The sequence below is a fragment of the Pseudomonas sp. 2,4-D genome, from assembly GCF_030418155.1.
Lineage (GTDB): Bacteria > Pseudomonadota > Gammaproteobacteria > Pseudomonadales > Pseudomonadaceae > Aquipseudomonas > Aquipseudomonas alloputida.
This window is the reverse complement of the sequence record NZ_JAUHUI010000015.1, coordinates 94,384-113,744: the sequence shown is the minus strand read 5'-3', so window position 1 is coordinate 113,744 and position 19,361 is coordinate 94,384. Positions and strand designations below refer to the sequence as shown.

The 19,361-nt window shown below is 62.3% G+C and carries 14 protein-coding genes; 3 read left to right on the top strand and 11 right to left on the bottom strand.

Annotation, left to right across the window (positions count from 1 at the left end; genetic code table 11):
* Positions 1–271: 271 nt before the first annotated feature.
* The 5 genes from QYE47_RS13490 to peaA form a co-directional block, all read right to left on the bottom strand.
* Positions 272–1,945, bottom strand: a complete 1,674-nt coding sequence (locus QYE47_RS13490) for a fatty acid CoA ligase family protein (protein WP_014590801.1) — start codon at positions 1,943–1,945, stop codon at positions 272–274.
* A gap of 134 nt (positions 1,946–2,079) precedes the next feature.
* A complete protein-coding gene (gene peaD / locus QYE47_RS13485) occupies positions 2,080–3,201 on the bottom strand; it encodes a quinohemoprotein amine dehydrogenase subunit beta (RefSeq protein WP_014590800.1) in 1,122 nt (373 codons plus the stop codon).
* A gap of 31 nt (positions 3,202–3,232) precedes the next feature.
* Positions 3,233–3,556, bottom strand: a complete 324-nt coding sequence (qhpC, locus tag QYE47_RS13480; RefSeq protein WP_014590799.1) for a quinohemoprotein amine dehydrogenase subunit gamma — start codon at positions 3,554–3,556, stop codon at positions 3,233–3,235.
* Between the two features lies 1 nt (position 3,557).
* Positions 3,558–4,988: a quinohemoprotein amine dehydrogenase maturation protein gene (gene peaB / locus QYE47_RS13475; RefSeq protein WP_014590798.1), complete on the bottom strand. Its 1,431-nt coding sequence runs from the start codon at positions 4,986–4,988 to the stop codon at positions 3,558–3,560.
* Positions 4,989–5,036: 48 nt separating this feature from the next.
* Positions 5,037–6,602, bottom strand: a complete 1,566-nt coding sequence (gene peaA, locus QYE47_RS13470) for a quinohemoprotein amine dehydrogenase subunit alpha (RefSeq protein WP_014590797.1) — start codon at positions 6,600–6,602, stop codon at positions 5,037–5,039.
* A gap of 402 nt (positions 6,603–7,004) precedes the next feature.
* Between peaA and QYE47_RS13465 the strand changes: the two genes are divergently transcribed.
* Positions 7,005–8,498, top strand: coding sequence for an aldehyde dehydrogenase (locus QYE47_RS13465; protein ID WP_014590795.1), 1,494 nt, complete (start codon positions 7,005–7,007; stop codon positions 8,496–8,498).
* 140 nt (positions 8,499–8,638) lie between these two features.
* A complete protein-coding gene (locus QYE47_RS13460) occupies positions 8,639–9,952 on the top strand; it encodes a hypothetical protein (protein WP_014590794.1) in 1,314 nt (437 codons plus the stop codon).
* 134 nt (positions 9,953–10,086) lie between these two features.
* Here QYE47_RS13460 and QYE47_RS13455 read toward each other — a convergent pair whose 3' ends face one another.
* The 5 genes from QYE47_RS13455 to QYE47_RS13435 all read right to left on the bottom strand — a co-directional run bounded on the left by QYE47_RS13455 (position 10,087) and on the right by QYE47_RS13435 (position 16,421).
* Positions 10,087–11,379 (bottom strand): tryptophan 7-halogenase, encoded by a 1,293-nt coding sequence (locus QYE47_RS13455; RefSeq protein WP_019437663.1) that lies wholly within the window; start codon positions 11,377–11,379, stop codon positions 10,087–10,089.
* Complete coding sequence (locus tag QYE47_RS13450; protein ID WP_014590792.1) at positions 11,372–12,049, bottom strand: S8 family serine peptidase; 678 nt, start codon at positions 12,047–12,049, stop codon at positions 11,372–11,374. The genes QYE47_RS13455 and QYE47_RS13450 overlap by 8 nt, the downstream gene beginning before the upstream one ends.
* The gene (locus QYE47_RS13445) at positions 12,039–13,772 is read right to left on the bottom strand and encodes an ABC transporter ATP-binding protein (RefSeq protein WP_019437661.1); all 1,734 of its coding nucleotides are present in this window, start codon (positions 13,770–13,772) and stop codon (positions 12,039–12,041) included. Before QYE47_RS13445 ends, QYE47_RS13450 begins: the two co-directional genes overlap by 11 nt.
* 1 nt (position 13,773) lies before the next feature.
* Positions 13,774–15,684 carry a sigma-54-dependent Fis family transcriptional regulator gene (locus QYE47_RS13440; protein ID WP_070383953.1) on the bottom strand — a complete coding sequence of 637 codons (1,911 nt, stop codon included), beginning with the start codon at positions 15,682–15,684 and terminating at the stop codon, positions 13,774–13,776.
* Between the two features lie 305 nt (positions 15,685–15,989).
* Positions 15,990–16,421: a hypothetical protein gene (locus QYE47_RS13435; protein ID WP_081343609.1), complete on the bottom strand. Its 432-nt coding sequence runs from the start codon at positions 16,419–16,421 to the stop codon at positions 15,990–15,992.
* A 918-nt stretch (positions 16,422–17,339) separates the two neighbouring features.
* Between QYE47_RS13435 and QYE47_RS13430 the strand changes: the two genes are divergently transcribed.
* Complete coding sequence (locus QYE47_RS13430; RefSeq protein WP_081343610.1) at positions 17,340–18,314, top strand: RHS repeat-associated core domain-containing protein; 975 nt, start codon at positions 17,340–17,342, stop codon at positions 18,312–18,314.
* A gap of 172 nt (positions 18,315–18,486) precedes the next feature.
* On the opposite strand, the gene QYE47_RS13425 is transcribed toward QYE47_RS13430, so the two are convergent.
* Positions 18,487–19,338, bottom strand: coding sequence for a CsgG/HfaB family protein (locus tag QYE47_RS13425; RefSeq protein ID WP_014590789.1), 852 nt, complete (start codon positions 19,336–19,338; stop codon positions 18,487–18,489).
* Positions 19,339–19,361 lie beyond the last annotated feature (23 nt).

The following is a 19,361-nucleotide window of genomic DNA, read 5'->3' as shown; positions in this document are numbered from 1 at the left end:
GGCATGCCCGCGAAGAAACCACCGCGGTGGATGGCACCGGCTCTGCCGGTGTTCGCGGGTAAACCCGCTCCTACGACGGCCTGTGTCCAACCACCGACCTGTGTCCACCCCGATCCGGCGTAGGAGCGGGTTTACCCGCGAATACGGTAGCGGCGGCAACAGTGAACGGCGGGTGGGGATTGGCCAGCAGGGCCGGCCCTTTCGCGAGTAAACCCGCTCCTACAGGCTACCGCGCACAAGGCTGTTGCTTTCACCTTGCGCGCGTAAAAGGTCATCTGGCAGACAGCTCTTCGACACTGATCTCGCGCATCCGGAATTTCTGCACCTTGCCCGTCACCGTCATCGGGAACGCGTCGACAAAGCGGAAATACCGGGGCACCTTGAAGTGCGCAATCCTTGCCCTCGCCCACTCACGCAACTCTACCTCACTGACAGCATGCCCAGGGTGCAGCCGCACCCAGGCCACGATCTCTTCACCGTACTTGCTGCACGGCACGCCAATCACCTGCACATCGGCCACCGCCGGGTGGGTGAAGAAGAACTCCTCCAGCTCACGCGGGTAAATGTTCTCGCCGCCGCGAATGATCATGTCCTTGCTGCGTCCGACAATCCGCACATAGCCCTGCTCGTCCATCACCGCCAGGTCGCCGGTGTGCATCCAGCCCTCTGCGTCGATGCTCTCGGCGGTGGCCTTGGGGTTGTTCCAGTAACCCAGCATCACGCTGTAGCCGCGGGTGCACAGTTCGCCGATCTCGCCACGTGGGACAGTGTTGCCTTCGGCGTCCACCACCTTGCTCTCCAGTCGAGGCTGGGTGCGACCGACGCTGGTCACGCGACGCTCCAGGTCGTCAGCAGCACCGGTCTGCAAGGACACCGGGCTGGTCTCGGTCATGCCATAGGCAATCTGCACTTCGGCCATGTGCATCTCGCCAATCACCCGGCGCATCACCTCGATCGGGCAGGTCGCACCGGCCATGATTCCGGTGCGCAGGCTCGACAGGTCGAATTCACCACGCTGCGGATGGTCCAGTTCGGCAATGAACATGGTCGGCACGCCATACAACGCAGTGGCTTTTTCCTGCGCCACTGCACGCAGCGTGGCCAGCGGGTCGAAGGCATCGCTGGGGTAAATCAGTGCGCTGCCGTGGGTCATGCAGCCAAGGTTGGCCATGACCATGCCGAAGCAGTGATACAGCGGCACCGGCACCACCAGCCGATCGTGCTCGGTAAGGCCCAGGCTTTCACCGACCATGTACCCGTTGTTGAGGATATTGCTGTGGCTAAGGGTGGCCCCCTTGGGGAAGCCGGTGGTGCCTGAGGTGTACTGGATGTTGATCGGGTCGTCGCAACGCAATTGTGCCTGGCGCGCGACCAGGGCCTCGCCGCTGACAACCTCGGCACGGGCCTGCAATGCGTGCCAGGCCAGAAACCCCGGCGGTGGCGACAGCGCCAGGCTGACCACGCCACGCAGTTCGGGGAAGCGCTCGCAGATCAGCGCACCCGGTTGGCTGCTGGCCAGGCCCGGGAGCAGGCCCTGCAGCATGGCGTGGTAATCAGAAGTCTTGAATGCGTCGGCACAGATCACCCAGCGGCAGCCGGACTGGCCAAGGGCATAGTCCAGTTCGCTGGAGCGGTAGGCCGGGTTGATATTGACCAGAATCGCGCCAACCTTGGCGCTGGCGAACTGGGTGATGCACCACTCGGCGCAGTTGGGTGCCCAGATGCCAAGGCGGTCACCGGGCTGCACGCCCAGGGCCATCAGCGCGCGGGCGTGCTGGTCGACGGCGTCGGCCAGTTGCCGCCACGTGTAGCGCAGGGCCTGATGGTGAACCACCAGCGCCTCACGGTCGGGGAAGCGGGCCACGGTGGCGTCGAAGGCGTCACCGATGCATTGGGTAAGCAGGGGCTTGTCCTGGTTGCCCTGGGTGTAGCTTGGCTGGGGCATGGGCGTTCTCTTGTTGTTCTTGTGTTTTCTGTGCTGGCCTCTTCGCGGGTAAACCCGCTCCTACAAAAACCTCCACCGGCCTCAAATGTGGCGCCGCCCTTTGTAGGTTTACCCGCGAAGAAGCACACCCCGGTTTAGCGAACGAACACCTGCGGCGTCGTGGTAGACATGTCACCACCCGGCAACTTGATGTTCTTTACCTTTTCCAGCGTATCCGGGTTGAACACCGCCAGGTCGTTGAAGGTGCCGCCCAGGTAAAGCTTGTCGCCCTTCTTGTCGAACGTCACGCAGTAGTAGGTGTGCTCCAGATTAGCCGCCTTGATCAGCTTGCGCTGTTTGATGTCGTACTTGGCCAGGCGGTTGAGCACGCCGTAGATCTGGTTCGGGTCCTTGGGCGAGCGCAGGCCGGTGAAGTACAGCTCGGTCAGGTCGGCGAACTCCTGGGTGTGGGTCTTGCCGGTCTTCAGGTCGATGCTCAGGTAGCCATACAGCAGGTCGGCGGTGGCCGGGTCCTGCTTGTCATCCTTGAACCTGGCAATGGTGTACAGCATGGTGAACTCATGGCGCGGGCTCTGGTGCGGCCAGAAGTACAGCACGTCCGGGGCGCTGTAGCCTTTGCGGTTCCAACTGCGCAGCGGCAGGGCCACCGTGTACTTGCCGGTCTTCACGTCCATCTTGTAAATGTCCGGCCCGGCAACGTACAGGCTGCCATCGTCGGAGGCGCGCATCAGGTACACCTGGCGCGGCATCGGGAAGGTACGTACGGGCTTGGCCTGAAGGCCATCAGCGGTGCTGAACACCTCCAGCCGCGGTGGTTTGACCACGTAATGGTCGTTCAGCCTCTGGGTCGGGTTGACCGTGGCGTACACCTCTTTGCCGTCAGGGCTGATGGCGAACGAATAGATCGACCGGCCGACCTCACCGGCTACGCTGGACAGGTTGGCGTGGAAGGTGTTCTTGCAAGTGTCCAGGTCGATGCCGTAGATGTCGCCGTAATGGTTATTGAGCACGTAGGCGGTGCGATTGTCCGGCGCCATCATTGCGGTGCCAGGGCCAAACTTGTCCGGCATCCGGCAGCTCTTGTAGACCGTGTCACTGGCCACATCGACCACATGCAGGTTGTTCGGGTAGTTGGTCACGATCATGTATTCGTGGCCAGCCTTGAGTGCCGGGCCAGTGTCGTCGGCCTGTGCCAGCCCGGCGCAAGCCATGGCGGCGATGGTGAGCGCCAATGGCGCGCAGCGTCCAGCTTTCATGCGGTTTCCCCTTGTCATTCTTGTTGGGCCGTCATTTGTCTTTAGGGAACACGGTGCCGAGGTTGCGCCAGTCCTCTGCCGAGTTGGTCGCCTGGGCGTTCCAGTCCTGGTAGGTGCTCATCATGTCCGGCACCTGGGCCGGCCACCAGCAAGGGTCGGAGCAGCCATACAGGTCGGCCTCCATCGGCTGGCACAGCGAGCTCACGCCGCCAAAGGCGTCAACTTCCCAGCCCGGGTCGGTAGTGGCAGTGCAGCCTGCCACCGCGCTCATGGCCATCACTTCTTCGACACGGTCTTCGGCGGCGGCCTGCTCCAGGATGCGCGCCTTGTTGTTCAGGGGCTTCAAGTGCTTCATGTCAGTGCGCCTTCCGCGGGGTGATATAGCGATCGATGAAGGCCGGGTTGGCGGCCATGATGCGGCTGTAGACTTCGATGCCGAAGTCCACCCAGTCGCGCATCAGTTCGCAGTAGTGGTATGTCGGGTGCTGCGGGTCACCGTAGCGCGCATAGCTTTCGTGGTAGCAGCCGCCGGAGCACAGGTTGCGGATGCGGCAGCTTTCGCAGCCGGTGTTGCTGCGGTCCAGGCGCTGCGACAGAAAGTCGTTGAGCTGCGCCTGCTTCACGCCCTGGTGCACGTTACCGAAGGTGGGCAGGCTGGAGCCGGTGAAGCGGTGGCACAGGTTCAGCTCACCCTCGTGGTCCACCGCCAGCATCTTCAACCCGGCGCCACACGGCAGGGCCTTCTTGTGGCCTTCGTGGATGTCGGTGATCAACTGGTGCAGGTTGGAGAACCCGATGTTGCGGTGCTCCAGTGCCGCCTCCAGGTAGCGCCGGCCGAGTGCCTTCATGTTGGCGAAGACTTGCACCAGCTCGTCGCCAGTGAGGTTGAAGTCAGCCATGTCGCCAGAAGTAACCGGGGCAAAGCCGACCTCGGCGAAACCCATTTCGTTGAACAGGTGGTTCCAGATGGTTTCAACGTCGGTAATGCCACGGGTCAGCGTGACCCGCGCGCCCACCGGCCGGCTGGTGTAGCGCGACAGCAGCAGGTCGGCCTTGCGCCGCACCACGGCATAGGTGCCCTGCCCGCCCACGGTGATACGGTTGCGGTCATGCACGGTCTTGGGGCCATCGATGCTGATCGACAGGCCAAAGCGGTGAGCGTTGAGCCAATCAATGATTTCTTCGGTCAGCAAAGTAGCGTTGGTGGTCATGATGAATTCCACCTGCTTGCCCGCTTCGGCGAACCGTCGCTCGCAGTAAGCCACCATGTGCTCGATCAACGGCCGGTTGGACAGCGGTTCGCCACCGAAGAACACCACGCTGTAGCGCTGCTCGTTGGGTGATTCCTTGAGCAGCATCTCCACCGAGGCTTCGGCGGTGGCGGTACTCATCTTCTTGCCGGCGGAAGGCTTGTCCAAGTCTTCCTTGTAGCAGTAGGTGCAGCTGAGGTTGCAACCGGTGTTGACGTTGAGCACCACGGTGTTAAGCGCGGTGCGCTCGACTTGCCTGAGGGCGATTTCCGGGGTCAGCGGCGAGCCGTCGCTGACCAGCTCCAGCGCGATCAGCTCGCGCAGGGTGTCCTGGATATCGTCGCCGGCAAACTGCTGGCCAAGGCGCTGCATCAGCTCCTCGGCCGAGCAGCCTTGCTGGCGCAAGGTGTCGATGATGCCGCCGGTCACCGCGTCAGCGGTGAACAGCGAACTGCTGGGGATATGGAACAGCATGCGGTCGGCATCAACCTGTACTTCGTGCAGGTTGCGTTCGACCAGATTCAGTAGTACGCCCATGGCGACCTCCCGATAATCGATCCGTTGGAAAACCGTTGCAGCCTGCCGTTACGGCAGCGGCGGGTTATTCCAGCGCTGTACGGTGACGATCATGTGCCCTTCGCCGGTCTGGCCACCGTCGGCCAGTGTGGCGATGACCTTCAGGTTACCGGCGTTGTTGGTCATCATCTTGCGCTCAGGGTTGGGCCCGGCACCGCCTGGCACGAACACACCGTCGGCCTGCATCTGCCCGGCGAACTTGACGTCTTCATCCTCGACAGCACGCTCGTTGAACGGCTCGACCTTCCAGCTGGCCGGCAGGTAGCCAATACGCAGCGGCTGGCCATTGGCATCCTTGCCCCAGGCTTCGGCCTCGAACCGCCCCTGCACTTTCGGTACGGAGGCGCCGTTCTCGCCAATGCGCGCGATGGAGAACGCCGGCACGACCTTCACTTCGTCGACCTTGTCGTAAACCGCCAGGTTCACGCCCTTGAGCGCACCTACCGCCACCTCGCGCAGCCCTGGGCTGGCATCGGCCGCGGCACGGGCCTTGACCCTTACCAGGGTCGGGGTCTGCTCCAGCACTTCGGTCACTTCCACCCCGGCGCCCAGGTGCGGCTTGCCAGTCAGGCCGCTGCCAACCAGGGTGATTTCGCTTTCGCCTCCGGCTTTGATGAACGCCGGTTGTACCGCCAGCAACTGCGCCTTGCCTTCTTTTACAGCGCTGAAGTCCAGGCCGCGCTCATCGTGATCGGCTTCGAACATACGGCCTTTCATTTCGCCATCCAGCGCGGCGAACACCTGGCGCAGGTTGGCATCGCCAACCTTCACATTGCCCCGCCATTCATAACCGTTGTACAGGATGGCCGAGCCTCTGCCGTTGAACGGTGTCCCGTCGGCGTAAGCGCCCTTGACCTCGACCTTGAAGGTATCGCCCTCTCCGGCCGTGACGCTCATCACCCCACGTACATCGCCCTTGGCCAACATATGACCGCTGAATGCCCACTGCCCCGGCAGTACGTCCGCCTTGGGTTTGGCCTTCTGCCATTCGTCCCAGGCCGCGCTGTCCATCGGGAAGCGCTTGGCAAGGTCCGGCACCACTTGCTGCAGGGCGATCGGCAGCCAGTCGCGGTCACGCGCCTGGGCCTGGTATTCAAGGGAAGGCCATTGGCCAAGGTGGAAGTGGACCAGGTGTTCCCACTCCTTGGCCGGGCGCCGTTGCAAGGCGACACGGGCACCCGAGTGGCAACGGCCACAGGTCTCGCTGAGCTGGGTGTCGAAGTGCTCGACGGTATTGAGCCGACGCTCCATGGCGTAACGCACGCCATCGGTTTCGCTGGGCGCCAGGCCCTGTTTGTCGGCCAGGTATTTGACCAGCGTGCGACGGTCGTCGTCGCTGATCTGAAGGCCATGCATCACCTGCATGCGGGCGATGCTCATCAGCCAGCCTTCCGGTGTCTTGCGCTGGTGGCTGATGCGGCTATAGGTGTCGTTGCCCTCGGGGATATGGCACCCCATGCACTTGTTCTGCAACAGGCTCGGGCCCTGCTCGGCCGCCATGGCCTGGGTGCTCAGCAGCGCGGCGGCGACCAGCGCCAGTTTGCCCGCATGCCGCCGGAGTCGAGTCGTCTTCAAGGTCAGACCTCCACGGTTGTTGTTCTTATCGTTTTCGCACGCTTTGGTACAGCAGGTGTGCATGTGACGGTTGTGATACAGGAACTGTGCCAGTTAGGGTAAAAACGTTCCCTTTCAACCTGTTAAGCGGTTTTCGGGGCTTGGCCAGGAGCCGGGATGGCCATTTGCAGCGTGCCATTTCGCGACAGGGTGTTTCATGTTGAGACAGGCCCGCGAAGAGGCCGAACAGCCACTGTTTCACCACCGTCTCACACAGTCTCAATGTGCAACAGCGCAACCCGGCAATCGCAACCTTGCGCTCAGGCAAAACCCAACACCCACAACGCTTTGCGGCCATCTGCCCAGGTTGGCACGGCCATTGCGCCAGTGCCCGTCACATCCAATGACAAGAGGCACAGCCCCATGCTTTCCGAACTGCCCATCCTGCCCGCCACCCGCGCCTTTCTCGAACGCAAGCTGAAGATGCGCATCGGTGCCGAGTGGCAGGACGCCGCCAGCGGTCGCACCCTGTCGTTCCGCAACCCGGCCACCGGCGAGGTGCTGGGTGAAGTGCCGGCCGCCGAGGCCGAAGATGTCGACCGCGCCGTGCGCGCTGCGCGCCAGGCCTTCGACGACTCGCCCTGGAGCCGCATGCGCCCGCGCGAGCGGCAGAACCTGCTGTGGCGCCTGGCCGACCTGATGGAACGCGATGCGCGTGAGCTGGCCGAACTGGAATGCCTGAACAATGGCAAGAGCGCCGCCGTGGCCCAGGTGATGGACGTGCAACTGGCCATCGACTTCCTGCGCTATATGGCAGGCTGGGCCACCAAGATCGAGGGTAGCACCGTCGAAGCGTCCATGCCGCTGATGCCCAACGACCAGTTCCACGGCTTTGTGCGTCGCGAGGCAGTGGGCGTGGTTGGCGCCATCGTTGCCTGGAACTTCCCACTGCTGCTGGCCTGCTGGAAGCTCGGCCCGGCACTGGCCACTGGCTGCACGGTGGTGCTCAAGCCTGCCGATGAAACCCCACTGAGCGTGCTCAAGCTGGCCGAGCTGGTCGACGAGGCCGGCTACCCGGCCGGCGTGTTCAACGTGGTTACCGGTACTGGCCTGAACGCCGGCGCCGCGCTCAGCCGCCATCCCGGCGTAGACAAACTGACCTTCACCGGCTCCACCGAGGTCGGCAAGCTGATCGGCAAGGCGGCCATGGACAACATGACCCGCGTCACCCTGGAACTGGGCGGCAAGTCGCCGACCATCGTCATGCCCGACGCCAACCTGCAGGAAGCCGCAGCCGGTGCGGCCACGGCGATCTTCTTCAACCAGGGCCAGGTGTGCTGCGCAGGTTCGCGGCTGTATGTGCACCGCAAGCACTTCGACAATGTGGTGGCCGACATTGCCGGGATTGCCAATGCCATGAAGCTGGGCAACGGGCTGGACCCGGCGGTGCAGATGGGCCCGCTGATTTCAGCCAAGCAGCAGGACCGCGTCACCGGCTACATCGAGCTTGGCCGCGAACTGGGCGCCACCATCGCCTGCGGGGGAGAAGGTTTCGGGCCTGGTTACTTCGTCAAGCCGACGGTGATTGTCGATGTGGACCAGCGTCACCGACTGGTACAGGAAGAAATCTTCGGGCCGGTACTGGTGGCGATGCCATTCGATGACATCGACGAAGTGATCGGCATGGCCAACGACAACCCCTATGGCCTGGGTGCAAGCATCTGGTCCAACGACCTGGCCGCCGTGCACCGCATGATCCCGCGCATCAAGTCCGGCTCGGTGTGGGTCAACTGCCACAGCGCGCTGGACCCGGCGCTGCCGTTTGGTGGCTACAAGATGTCTGGCGTCGGTCGTGAGATGGGTTCAGCGGCCATCGAGCATTACACGGAGCTGAAATCGGTGTTGATCAAGCTCTGATCCTTTTTCCTGTACCGGCCTCTTCGCGGGTAAACCCGCTCCTACACCAGGTATCACATGCCCTGTAGGAGCGGGTTCACCCGCGAAGAGGCCGGCACAGGCAACAAAAAAAACAACAATAAAAACCATGGAGCAAACCCATGAGGCACACACTCGCCTGCACATTGGCCCTGCTGTTAACCGCCCCCGCCAGCCAAGCCTACGAGCTGTACAACCACGATGGCACCACCCTCAACGCCAACCTCGAAGCCCTGTTCGGCGTCTTCCATAACGATGAAAGCTTCAACCAGGCCGGCAACCGCCAGCCCGGCAGCACCGCCTGGCAGGAAGGCTACGTAAAATACGGCCTCAGCGGCAGCCAGACCCTGGCCGATAGCGGCACCCTCTACGGCGCCTTCAGCCTGCTCAGTTCCGCCACCTGGGGCGATGGCGACGCCGCCGGCCTGACCCTGGGTGACGAACGCCGCACCGCCATCGAAGACCTGTATTTGGGCTGGCGTTCGGCCAACCTGTTTCCGGCGCTGGGCGAAGATGGCGTAGACATTTCCGGTGGCCGCCAGATCGTCACCCTGGGTGATGGGTTCCTCATCCAGGGTGACCCGGTCAATCTGGGCAAGGTCGACCTGGGGGCCAACTTCGACCGCGGCGGTGCCTACTACCTGGCCGCGCGCAAGGCCTTCGACCGCACCGCCGTGCTGCGCCTGGGCGGCAACCAGGGCTGGCGCGGCGACCTGATGTGGTTGAAGTCCGACAACCACTACCAGGCCGACACTTCCCTGGCGGTCGCCAACCTGGAGCACGTCGCCGATACCGGCACCGTCGGCCTGAGCTGGATCCGCGGCCTCGACGTGGACCCGCGCTACGCACAGATCATGGGCCTGGAACACCGCGACGGCATGGACACCGCCAGCCTGCGCGGGCGCGGCAACCTGGGCGTCAAAGACCTGGAGCTGGCCGCCGAGTACGTGACTCAGGACAAGACCGGCGGGCGCGAGAATGCCTGGTACCTGGAGGGCAACTGGACCTTCTCCCAACTGCCCTGGTCACCCACCGCCACCTACCGCTACAGCCGCTTCTCCGAAGGCTTCGACCCGCTGTTCTATGGCCTGAGCCGGGGCTACGGCACATGGTTCCAGGGTGAAGTGGCAGCCAACTATGCCGGGCCCTTCAACAAGAACAGCCAGGTGCACCATGTAGCGCTGAAGGGCAAGCCACGGGACAACCTGACCGTCGGCGCACTGTACTTCGACTTCGACACACTGGACACCGACCAGGGCAACCTTGGCGGGCGCGAGCTGGACCTGTATGTGGAATGGATGGTCAACGACCACCTGCTGATCAGCCCGGTGGTGGGGTTCTACAAGCCGGAGCGCAGTGCGGCCAATGGCGGTACGCAGCTGGGTGGGCGGGATACCGGGACATACCTGCAGTTGATTGTCGGGACCTTCTTCTGATTGGAAATCACAGGGCCGCTTTGCGGCCCATCGCAGGCAAGCCAGCTCCTACAGGTATGCGCAAGATGCAGAATTGCACTGTACCTGTGGGAGCTGGCTTGCCTGCGATGGGCTGCAAAGCAGCCCCGGCAATCTCAAACCAACCCCTGCTCCCCCAGCCACCGCCGCACCATCCTCTGCTGTTCACCCGCAAGCCCCGACAACACCGCCTCAACAGGCCGGCCACTGCGTATTTTTCGCACCACAGGCGCCAGTTCCACCCCCTGCAAATGCCACACCCCCAACGGCTGGTCCGCTGTCACCACCACCTCGGCCGCATCCACCAGCCCATCACGCAGTACAGGCCGCCGCTCAACCCGCACCGCTTGCCAATCAGCCGCCTGATGCAGGGGTTGCGCATCCGGCCAGCCTTGGCGGCGTGACCAGAACGGTTGCCCCACCCGGTTTTGTTCCTGGGCATAGAAATCCCGGCCAATACGGGCAAAACGCAAGAACAGCTGCTCGACCCGCTGCTGGTGAAACTGCCGCGCCAACTCGGCCCGCTCAGGCCTGCGCAGCAACGTATTGATCACCACCGGCGCCTGCAATGCCGAAGATAGCGACTGAAAAATCCCGTTGCCCGACAGCGGGTCAACGGCCATCGCCGCATCGCCCACCCGGATCCAGTCCTGCCCGACACACTCACCCGCCAGAATGGCGGTACTGCTGCGTGCATGCACCGGTGCTGGTATCAATGCCTGATCGTCGAACAGTTCAGCGACCAGCGCGCTACGGCCCCGCAACGTCACGCAGTACGCTGCCAACCCAGCCTTTCCCGGCAGCCCGGCAGCGTCCTGGGTGACTTGCCAGTAACAACGTCCATCTTCCAGCCGTGCCATCCACGCCCAGCCATCCTCCAGGCTCTCCACCGCCGACGCAGGCGCACCGGGGCTACCCTGCCAGACATTGAGCAGGCTGACCGTTTCAGGCCCACGCAGGCGGTCTGCGGCCAGGGGCGCCTGACGGCCTCGGGCCTCGACCAGGAAATCAGCGGTCAGCACCTGCCCATCGTCCAGACGCACATGATGACCGCCCCTCTGCACGACCTCACGCACCCGCCCCTCGACCACACTCACGCCTGCGCGCTGAAGGTCTTCGCGCAGCGCCCGGTCAAAACGTTGCCGGTCGAGCAAAAACTCCTGGTTCATGTGCAGGTGCTGGCCGTTCCAGTGCACCTGGCGGGTGGCCGGCATGGCCGCCTGGCTCAAGGCCCCGCCCAGGCCTGCGTGACGCAAGCCCTCCAGCACCCGCTGCGAAACGCCTTCAACTGCCGCGAAACGGCGCCACTCCGATATCACCGTCACGGTGTAACCCAGCCGCCGCAAGCCAATGGCCGTGGCGGCACCCGCAGGGCCGGCGCCCAGCACCACAATGCGCGGCTCAACCATGGCTGGGCCCCCGTCGCTCGGGCCCGTTGAAGGCCGCATGCTCACGCAACCAGTCATGCACCTGCTGGCGGTCCATTCCCTGGGCATCACGCAGCAAGGCGGCAATCTTCCCGCTCAACGCCGCGCAACCCAGGCTCGCACCCGCCCGCTCACCCGCGCCCACGTAAGCGCCAAAATCCGCTTGTCGCGTACCCAGCCACGACCACTGGCCCGGTGCACAGCGGGCATCGCCGGTGACCCGAATGACGCCTGGGTAGCTGGCCGGGTAAACCGGCCCCCCCTGCGCCGGGCTGGATGCACACAACAGCACACCTGCGGCCAAAGCCTCGGCACAGGCCTGGTGCAGCACGGGCCGGTCCTGCTGCAAGCCCAGGCTGAGGTTGACCAGCGTGGCCCCCGACTCCACCAGCCACAGCAATGCGGCAGCCACCTGCAACGCACTGGTGCTGGCCTGGACACTGAACACCTGGGCCACCAGCACCGACACAGGACCAGCCTGGTGTTGCAAGCTGGCGAACACCGCACTGCCGTGCCCAAGTTGGTCGGGGAGCATTTCACCTTCGCGCAACTGGCCGTCTTCCAGCCAGAAACGGCGGCCGTCCAGCAAGCCGTTGGCCTGCTGCGGCGAACAGCCGCTGTCGATGATACCAACGCGCACGTCAGTGCCCATGTTTGACCACCTCCTGCGCCAGTACCTGCAACTGGCCGTCATGCAGTTGCAGATGCAGGTCGGCATCGGCCAGGGTCGAAGCCCGGTGGCTGATCAGGATGCGCGTGCGGCCGGCGAACAGTTGGTCGATGGCCGCGATCACTTCACGTTCGGTGGCCTCATCCACCGCCGAAGTGGCCTCGTCCAGCACCAGAATCGCCGGGGCCTGCAACACTGCACGAGCAATGGCGATGCGTTGTTTCTGCCCCCCGGACAACTGCTGGCCACGCTCGCCCAGCAAGCCATCCAGGCCCAGCGGCAGGCTGTCGACCAGGCTGTCCAGCCGCGCCAGGCGCACCACCCGTTCCAGTTCATCACGGCTGGCCTCGGGCACGCCATAAGCCAGGTTCTGCGCCAGGGTGCCACGAAACAGCACGATGTCCTGGCTGACCACGGCGATTCGCCTGCGCAGCGCAGCCAGGTCAAGGTCGCGCAGGTCGACGCCGTCCAGCAGGATGCGCCCGGCGTCCGGGTCGTAGAAGCGCTGCAACAGGTCGATCAGGGTTGACTTGCCCACCCCGGAGGCACCGCTGATGGCGACTTTCAGGCCACCCGGGATGCTCACCTGCACGTTGTTCAGTACCGCTCCCTGGCGCCCCTCATGGGCAAAGCTCAGCGTCTCCAGGCGCAACTCGCCGGGGCCATCGGGGATGGGCTGCGGGTTGGCGGTCTGATGTACCGCTACCGCTTCCTGCTTCAATTCCATCACCCTTCCCAGGCTGACAGCCATGCGCTGCACCGCCACGTACAAGCCCAGCAGGCTCTGCACCGGCCCAACCGCCATGCCCATGTAAGTAGAAAAAGCGATCAACGCGCCCAGTTGCCAGGTGCCCTGGATCACCCACCAGCCACCGACCAGAAACGCACAGGCGCGGCACCACGAGGTCAATGTGCCTGGGATGGCCTGGGTGAAGAATTCGGTCACCTGCACCTTCAGCAACTGGCGCATGTAACCTTGCCCAAGCTGGTCCAGGCGCCCTGCTTCCCGGCCTTGCTGGCCGGCCGCCTGAATGAACTTCATCGCCGGCAGGGTCTCGACCAGGAAAGACGACACATCCGCCGAGCGCTCACGCAAGTTGCGCACTTCGCGCTCCACCTTACGCCGCATCCAGCGCAGCCACAGCACCTCGATCGGCACCAGCAGCACCAGCAACAGGGACAACTGCCACGACAGCATCAGCATCAACGCCACCGCGCCCACCAGGCCGATCACCGCCGACACCGCCGAGAACAGCGAGTCCACGGCAAAGCGCTGGATCTCTGCCACATCGCCATCCAGCCGAGAAAGAATGTCGCCGATTCGCCGCCGCCCGTAAAAGGTCGGCGACAACTGCTGCAGATGGCGGTAAAGGTCGTCGCGCAAGGCGAACAGGATGCGCCCCGACAGGCGCGTGTGCAGGTAGCGGTTGACGCCGGCCAGCACTGTGCCCAGCAGGCCCGCGCCGATCATGATTGCCGCCATGTGCCAAAGCGTTTGGTAATCCTTGGCCAGCAGCCCCTCATCGATCAGGGTCTTGACCAGCCAGGGTTGCGCCAGCGCCAGCAGCGATGCACCCAGCGACAAGCTGAGCAAAAGGCCGATGGCGCGCCGATGGGGGCGCACGAAACCATACAGCCAGGCCAACGCCTGGCGCATGAGTACAGGGTCGCTGGAATCCACCAGCCTTGCGAACAGGCCGCCCACGTCAGCCGCGCAACTGCTTGAGCTTGCGGTACAGCGTCGCCCGGCTGATACCCAGTGCCGCGGCGGCGGCCGACACGTTGCCCTGGTGGCGCGCCAGAGCACCGCGAATCTGTTCCAGTTCACTGTCCTTGAGGCTGCCGGAGGGCGCTGCGCTGCTGGCCAGTTCGTCCAGCAGGCAGTCGGTGAGGTGATCGAGGGTCAGCACCTGCTCGCCATCCTCGCGCATGGCCAGCGCGGTGCGCACCACCATTTCCAGCTGACGGATGTTGCCAGGCCAATCGAAACCTTCGAGCAACGCGGTCAACGCCGGGTCGAGGGTTACGCCACGCGCATCGGCCTTGTCCAGCAGGCCCTGGATGATCGCCGCCAGGTCCTCACGTTCGCGCAGGGCCGGCAGGCGCAGCGACACGCCGTTGACCCGGTAGAACAGGTCTTCACGGAAGTGCTGCTCCTGCACCAGGCGCTTGAGGTCGCGGTGGGTGGCGCAGATCAGCGCCACGTCGATGTCCTGCTCGTCACCCGCCCCCAATGGTGCTACCCGGCGCTCCTGCAGTACCCGCAACAGGCGTGCTTGCAGGGCCAGCGGCATGTCGCCGATTTCGTCGAGGAACAGCGTGCCACCATGGGCCTGCATCAGCCGCCCGACCATGCCACCACGACGCGAACCGGTGAAGGCGCCCTCACGGTAGCCGAACAGCTCGGACTCGATCAGCCCCTCGGGAATAGCTGCGCAGTTGACTGCCACGAACGGTTTGTCGGCACGCCGGCTGGCCTGGTGCAAGGCGCGAGCGACCACTTCCTTGCCGGTACCGGTTTCGCCCAGCAGCAGCACTGGCAAACCATTGCCCAGCCCCTGGCGAGCCATGCGCAGGTTGCGCGCCAGGCGTTGATCACCACCGGCCAGAGCATCGAGTGCAGGCGCCTGTTTGCTCAAGGCCGGCTTGCTGGATGGTGTGCTGGGGGTTACCCGGCCATGGCGCGGCAGCTGTAGGGCACGGAAATAGAACTCGCCCTTGGCGGTCTGCACGCTGCTGACCCCGCCCTGCCACAGGCGAGCGATAAAGGCCGGGGAACGTTCGCCCAGCAGGTCGGTGCTGCGCCGCCCAATCAGTTCGTGACGCGGCACCTGCAACAGCTGGCAGGCGCTGTCGTTGGCAGCCAGCACTTCGCCGTCCAGGCTCAGGGCCAACAGGCCGTGCCAGGCACTGTTGAGGTATTGCGGGCGGCTGTGGAAGGCCAGCACCAACTGGTCCGGGTGGCACTGGCCAAACAGGCGGCTTTCAATGTTGCCGGCCGCCAGCATAAGGGTCGACAGGCTGTCCTGCGGTTGCGCCATCACCCCTTCGCGGGTGATGTCGAGCACACCGATCACCTCGCCGCGCGGGTCGCGCAGCGGGACGGAGGTACAGGAGAACGGGCTCAGGCGGTCAAGGTAATGTTCGCCGCAGTTGATCAGCGTCGGCCGGCCTTCGACCACGGCCGTGCCGATGGCATTGGTGCCGCGCAGCGATTCGCTCCAGCAACTGCCCGGGTGCAGATCGCGCAGGCCTTCGCGTTGCAGCACGTGCTTCTGGCCTTCGATGGCCAGCACGTTGGCCTGGGCATCGCCGAGGATGACGATGCCAGCCTTGCCCTGGCGCGCGACCAGGTAGTCGAGTTCGGGGGTAACGGCATCGATCAGCAGGCGGTTGCGCTCCAGCAGCAGGCGCAGGTCATGGCCCTGCTCCAGGCCCAGGCCGACCTGTTCGCCCTGCAGACAGTCCAGGCCGTGGCCCAGGCTGCGGCGCCAGGAGGCGTCGATCTCGTCGCGCAGCATGCCCAGCGGTAGTTCGCCTTCGCTGGCCAGCTTCAGGCGGGCCTCGCGGGATTCGTGCAGCGGGTCGTGGGCGTTTGTTATAAGTTGTCGCGCCATTTTCTACTCCGGCTGTGCCCCGCGATGTGACGGGGTACGGGCTTGGGAATTTTCCGCAGTGTGCGGGAGAAATGGCTGGGCGTCATCTGGTTGGTGAACGCATCGTGGCTGGGGCATGGCGCGCGGTTTGAGTGGAGGCCCCTGGGTATCGGCGTCAATCAAATGATTGTGTTGCCTGCACCGGCCGCTTCGCGGGTAAACCCGCTCCAACAGAGCTTGCGCCAAGCTTGATACCCGTGCAATCCCGATCAAACCAGGCTCTCCCACTGTTGGAAGAGATCGTCACTCCATCAACCAAACTTAGCCTACGACGTGAATACTGAGCTCGTATTCGGTCGCTTCGCTAAAGGGGGATCATAAAATTCTGGATGCGTGGAGCGTACCACTTCACTAATGAGTCGCCTGAGGGTAGCCTGCGCGCTGTTGTCATCAACATATTTCAGCCGACTCAGCGCAACGCGCCCGCCCCACTTACTCAAGCTACCTCCACCATTTAAAACCTTGTGCTCAATCGCACTTATCAGCAGTTCATCAGAAATTTGACTTTCACTTTTCACACCTTGTCTCCGCGCCTGTGCAACCATGTTTTTCGCAAATTCCCCCGCGCGCGGCACTTCGTGTTTTTTGCTTATCCAAAACATCTCGGGCACCGCCACCCCTGACGTCTCCCTACCAGCCATTTTCCAGGAAAGTGGATGGCTGCCATTAACCGGTATCGTGTCAACAAGCGCCGACATAGCGGACAGCGTCGTGGGCGTAGGCGGACGTTGAATAGCACGCGACCGCCGGATTGCACCGTAAGGTTGCCGAGATGTCCAAGGGGAAGGTATAACTGGTACTTTCATTCGCCCGTCAGTGTCGAGATAATTAATCGGATCTCCCGCACAATATGCGTACGCGTTGATCCCACCCGCGCCAAATGGACTCATCACGTCAGGTGAAAAAAACGCATTAACATCGAACTGTAGGCACGCACCCCACTACCAAGTAGATCGCATTCAGATGCCACATCTCGATGCTCACCATTATAACCAAGGAGTGATTCTCTGGAGGCAGCCTGATCAAACCCATAAGGGCTATAGCATCGAGTGTTTCGGGCCCGAAGTATGGAATTTTTTCGATCTGCAGCCAGAAGCAAATGCGTTTCCTCGCAAATCTCTCCCAATACCAAATCAACATCAGCAAACACGCTACAAGCCTTATCCGCACTCACCTTGGCAGCCAATCGCCGCCCCTTGTAAAAAAATTTAAACATTGCCTATCCCATTCCCAACCAACCTTTACTGAATAATGGGCCTACTCCAACACAGGCGCAACTATCAAAAATATCAGGTCGAAGATAAATCGCCTGCACGGCATCTTCGCTACCAAACCCGCGCCAAGTCTGAGGCAGCGTCAGTTCATAGGAACTGGCTTGCCCGCGAAGACACCCTAGAACCTGAGCACTTGCTGCTGATTCTGGCTCAAGAAGGGGATTTCGTTCATCGGAAACTCGGCGAGTATTTGCTTCTTCGCGAATTCAATAGACGATGGCCGAAGCCTGGCACTTCAGGCCGCTGCACTACCACCAATTCATCGGAAGTCAACTGTCAAATTTATCAGTCGCTGAAAATGAATTTCTCGAACATACTCCAACAAAACCTTGGTAAATCTCGATGAGCAGTCAACGTCACCTCCTGCACTTCTACATGCATACGCACTTACACTCGGTGCTGACAAGCGCTGCCAGCGCTACGTTCTTCCGTGACAGCTCCGTAGTACTGGCCGAATTATTGTGTGAAGCCAATCAGACAGCGACCACGCTTGTAGGCTCTGACATGGCCAGATCACCCATAACACGCAGTACGGAAAGCACCTCCTTACCGCAGGCTTACACCTCATACGGCTACGAGCAACCGCCAGAACCCACGCTCAAATTAACGGGTTTTACCGGCCAACCCCGATCAGTATCTGCACATTTATACCTGATGGGCAGTGGGCGCCGTGCCTATAATACTGCCCTCATGCGCTTCTGTTCCCCTGACGATCTGAGTCCATTCGCTAAAGGCGGGATCAACGCTTACGCTTATTGTAACAATGATCCGACAAATTACTCAGATCAATCGGGGCGTACCCCGATATCCAACCTAAGCACAAAGAAATCCCCCACTTCTCTATACAAGCTAAATCCGGCAAGCAAAACCATAAAAAAGACAAACCCCGCATACGATTTGGAATTTGATTTTGTCGAGGACCTTATCAGACGAAAGCCCTCAAGCACCAGCAAAGTCGACCAAGCAGGCAGCGGAGTCGACACCGTTAAAAATTTAACACCTGACGAAATTCAATCCACATTGAGAGCCATCACCCCAAGATCCGAAACACACCCTGACATAAATATCACACTGCCGACCAGTATTACACCTCCTGAGGTAGACGCCTTAGTAGCCTATCAAAAACAAGCAGTATCAAGGGTTACAATCACAGGACTTGATGCCTGGGTAACGGCTCGAACACTCAACCTAAAAATAGAATCCATTATGACGGACGCCGGACTCCCCTACAATGACCTACGCAGAATGCACGGTATCCTGGGCAGGAAACTGCGTATACTCCGACAACAACCTAGCCCTTCACTGACAAAGCGTTAACGTAGCCGAACGCAAACATCGTATATCGCCCCGGCCACCGCATCCATTACCGCTACTGAGCCAGTTGCAGATCTTCCTGGCGAACAGCAAACTCTACCTTAAACTTCAGTGACCAAGTGCCTTGCGCAGCCTAAGGCTAACATCATGCCCGCCTAAAGGCCCTTAACACTCATCAAGGCTGCAGATTCTGGCTCAAGAACTTGTCCACCGTGGCCTTGCCATCAGCTGGATCCCCCGCGACCTGCCACAACCGCCGCTCGATCCCCTGCGCCAGCAAGTGCCCCACCGCCGCTTCGATCGCCGACAGCACGCACAGCTGCGCCGGTTCATTGGTGGTATACCCCACCTCGGCTTCCAGCAGTTTCTTGAACTCGATGAACTTGAATACCCCGGCACTGCGCCCTACCGAGTAGATGGTCTTGCTGGTCATCACGTTGGCCAGCACCTGCCCGGTGCGCACGTCCACGGCGCGCAGGTTGACGGTGACCTGGTCCACCCGGTATTCGCGGGAGATGTCGATCCCCAGGTAGCGGGCACCTTCGCCGCCGCTGCGCACGTTGGTGTCGTAGGCGATGATGCCGCCTTCGAGCATCAGGTTGGCGGCCTGCAGCGGTGGCAGCTCGCCCATGATGTTTTCCGCCACATCCGGCTTTTTCTGCGAAGCACGGATGATCTTGCGCTCGGTCAGCAGGTTCTGCAGCCCTTCACGCTCCAGCACCACGAACCAGCCGCTGGCACTCAGGGCGTCCATCAGCATGCTGGCCGCGCCTTGGGTGACGCTGGTGGAGAACGAGCTGGCCGGGGTCGGCTTGTATTGCCCGGTCTGGTCGCGGAAGCCGTACACCACGGCCATCAGCCGGCCTTTGGGCCGTGGCATGTTGATCAGGTCGTAGTAAGTCGAGGCCCTTGGGGTCAGGGTCGGGGTTTCCGAGTCCTGTTCGGCCGACATGGGTTCGCGCAGGCTGCAACCACTTTGCAGGCCTAGGGCGGTGAGGATCAGCAGCGTGCTCAGCAGACGTTTCATGGTGTTCTCTCCCCAACATAAAA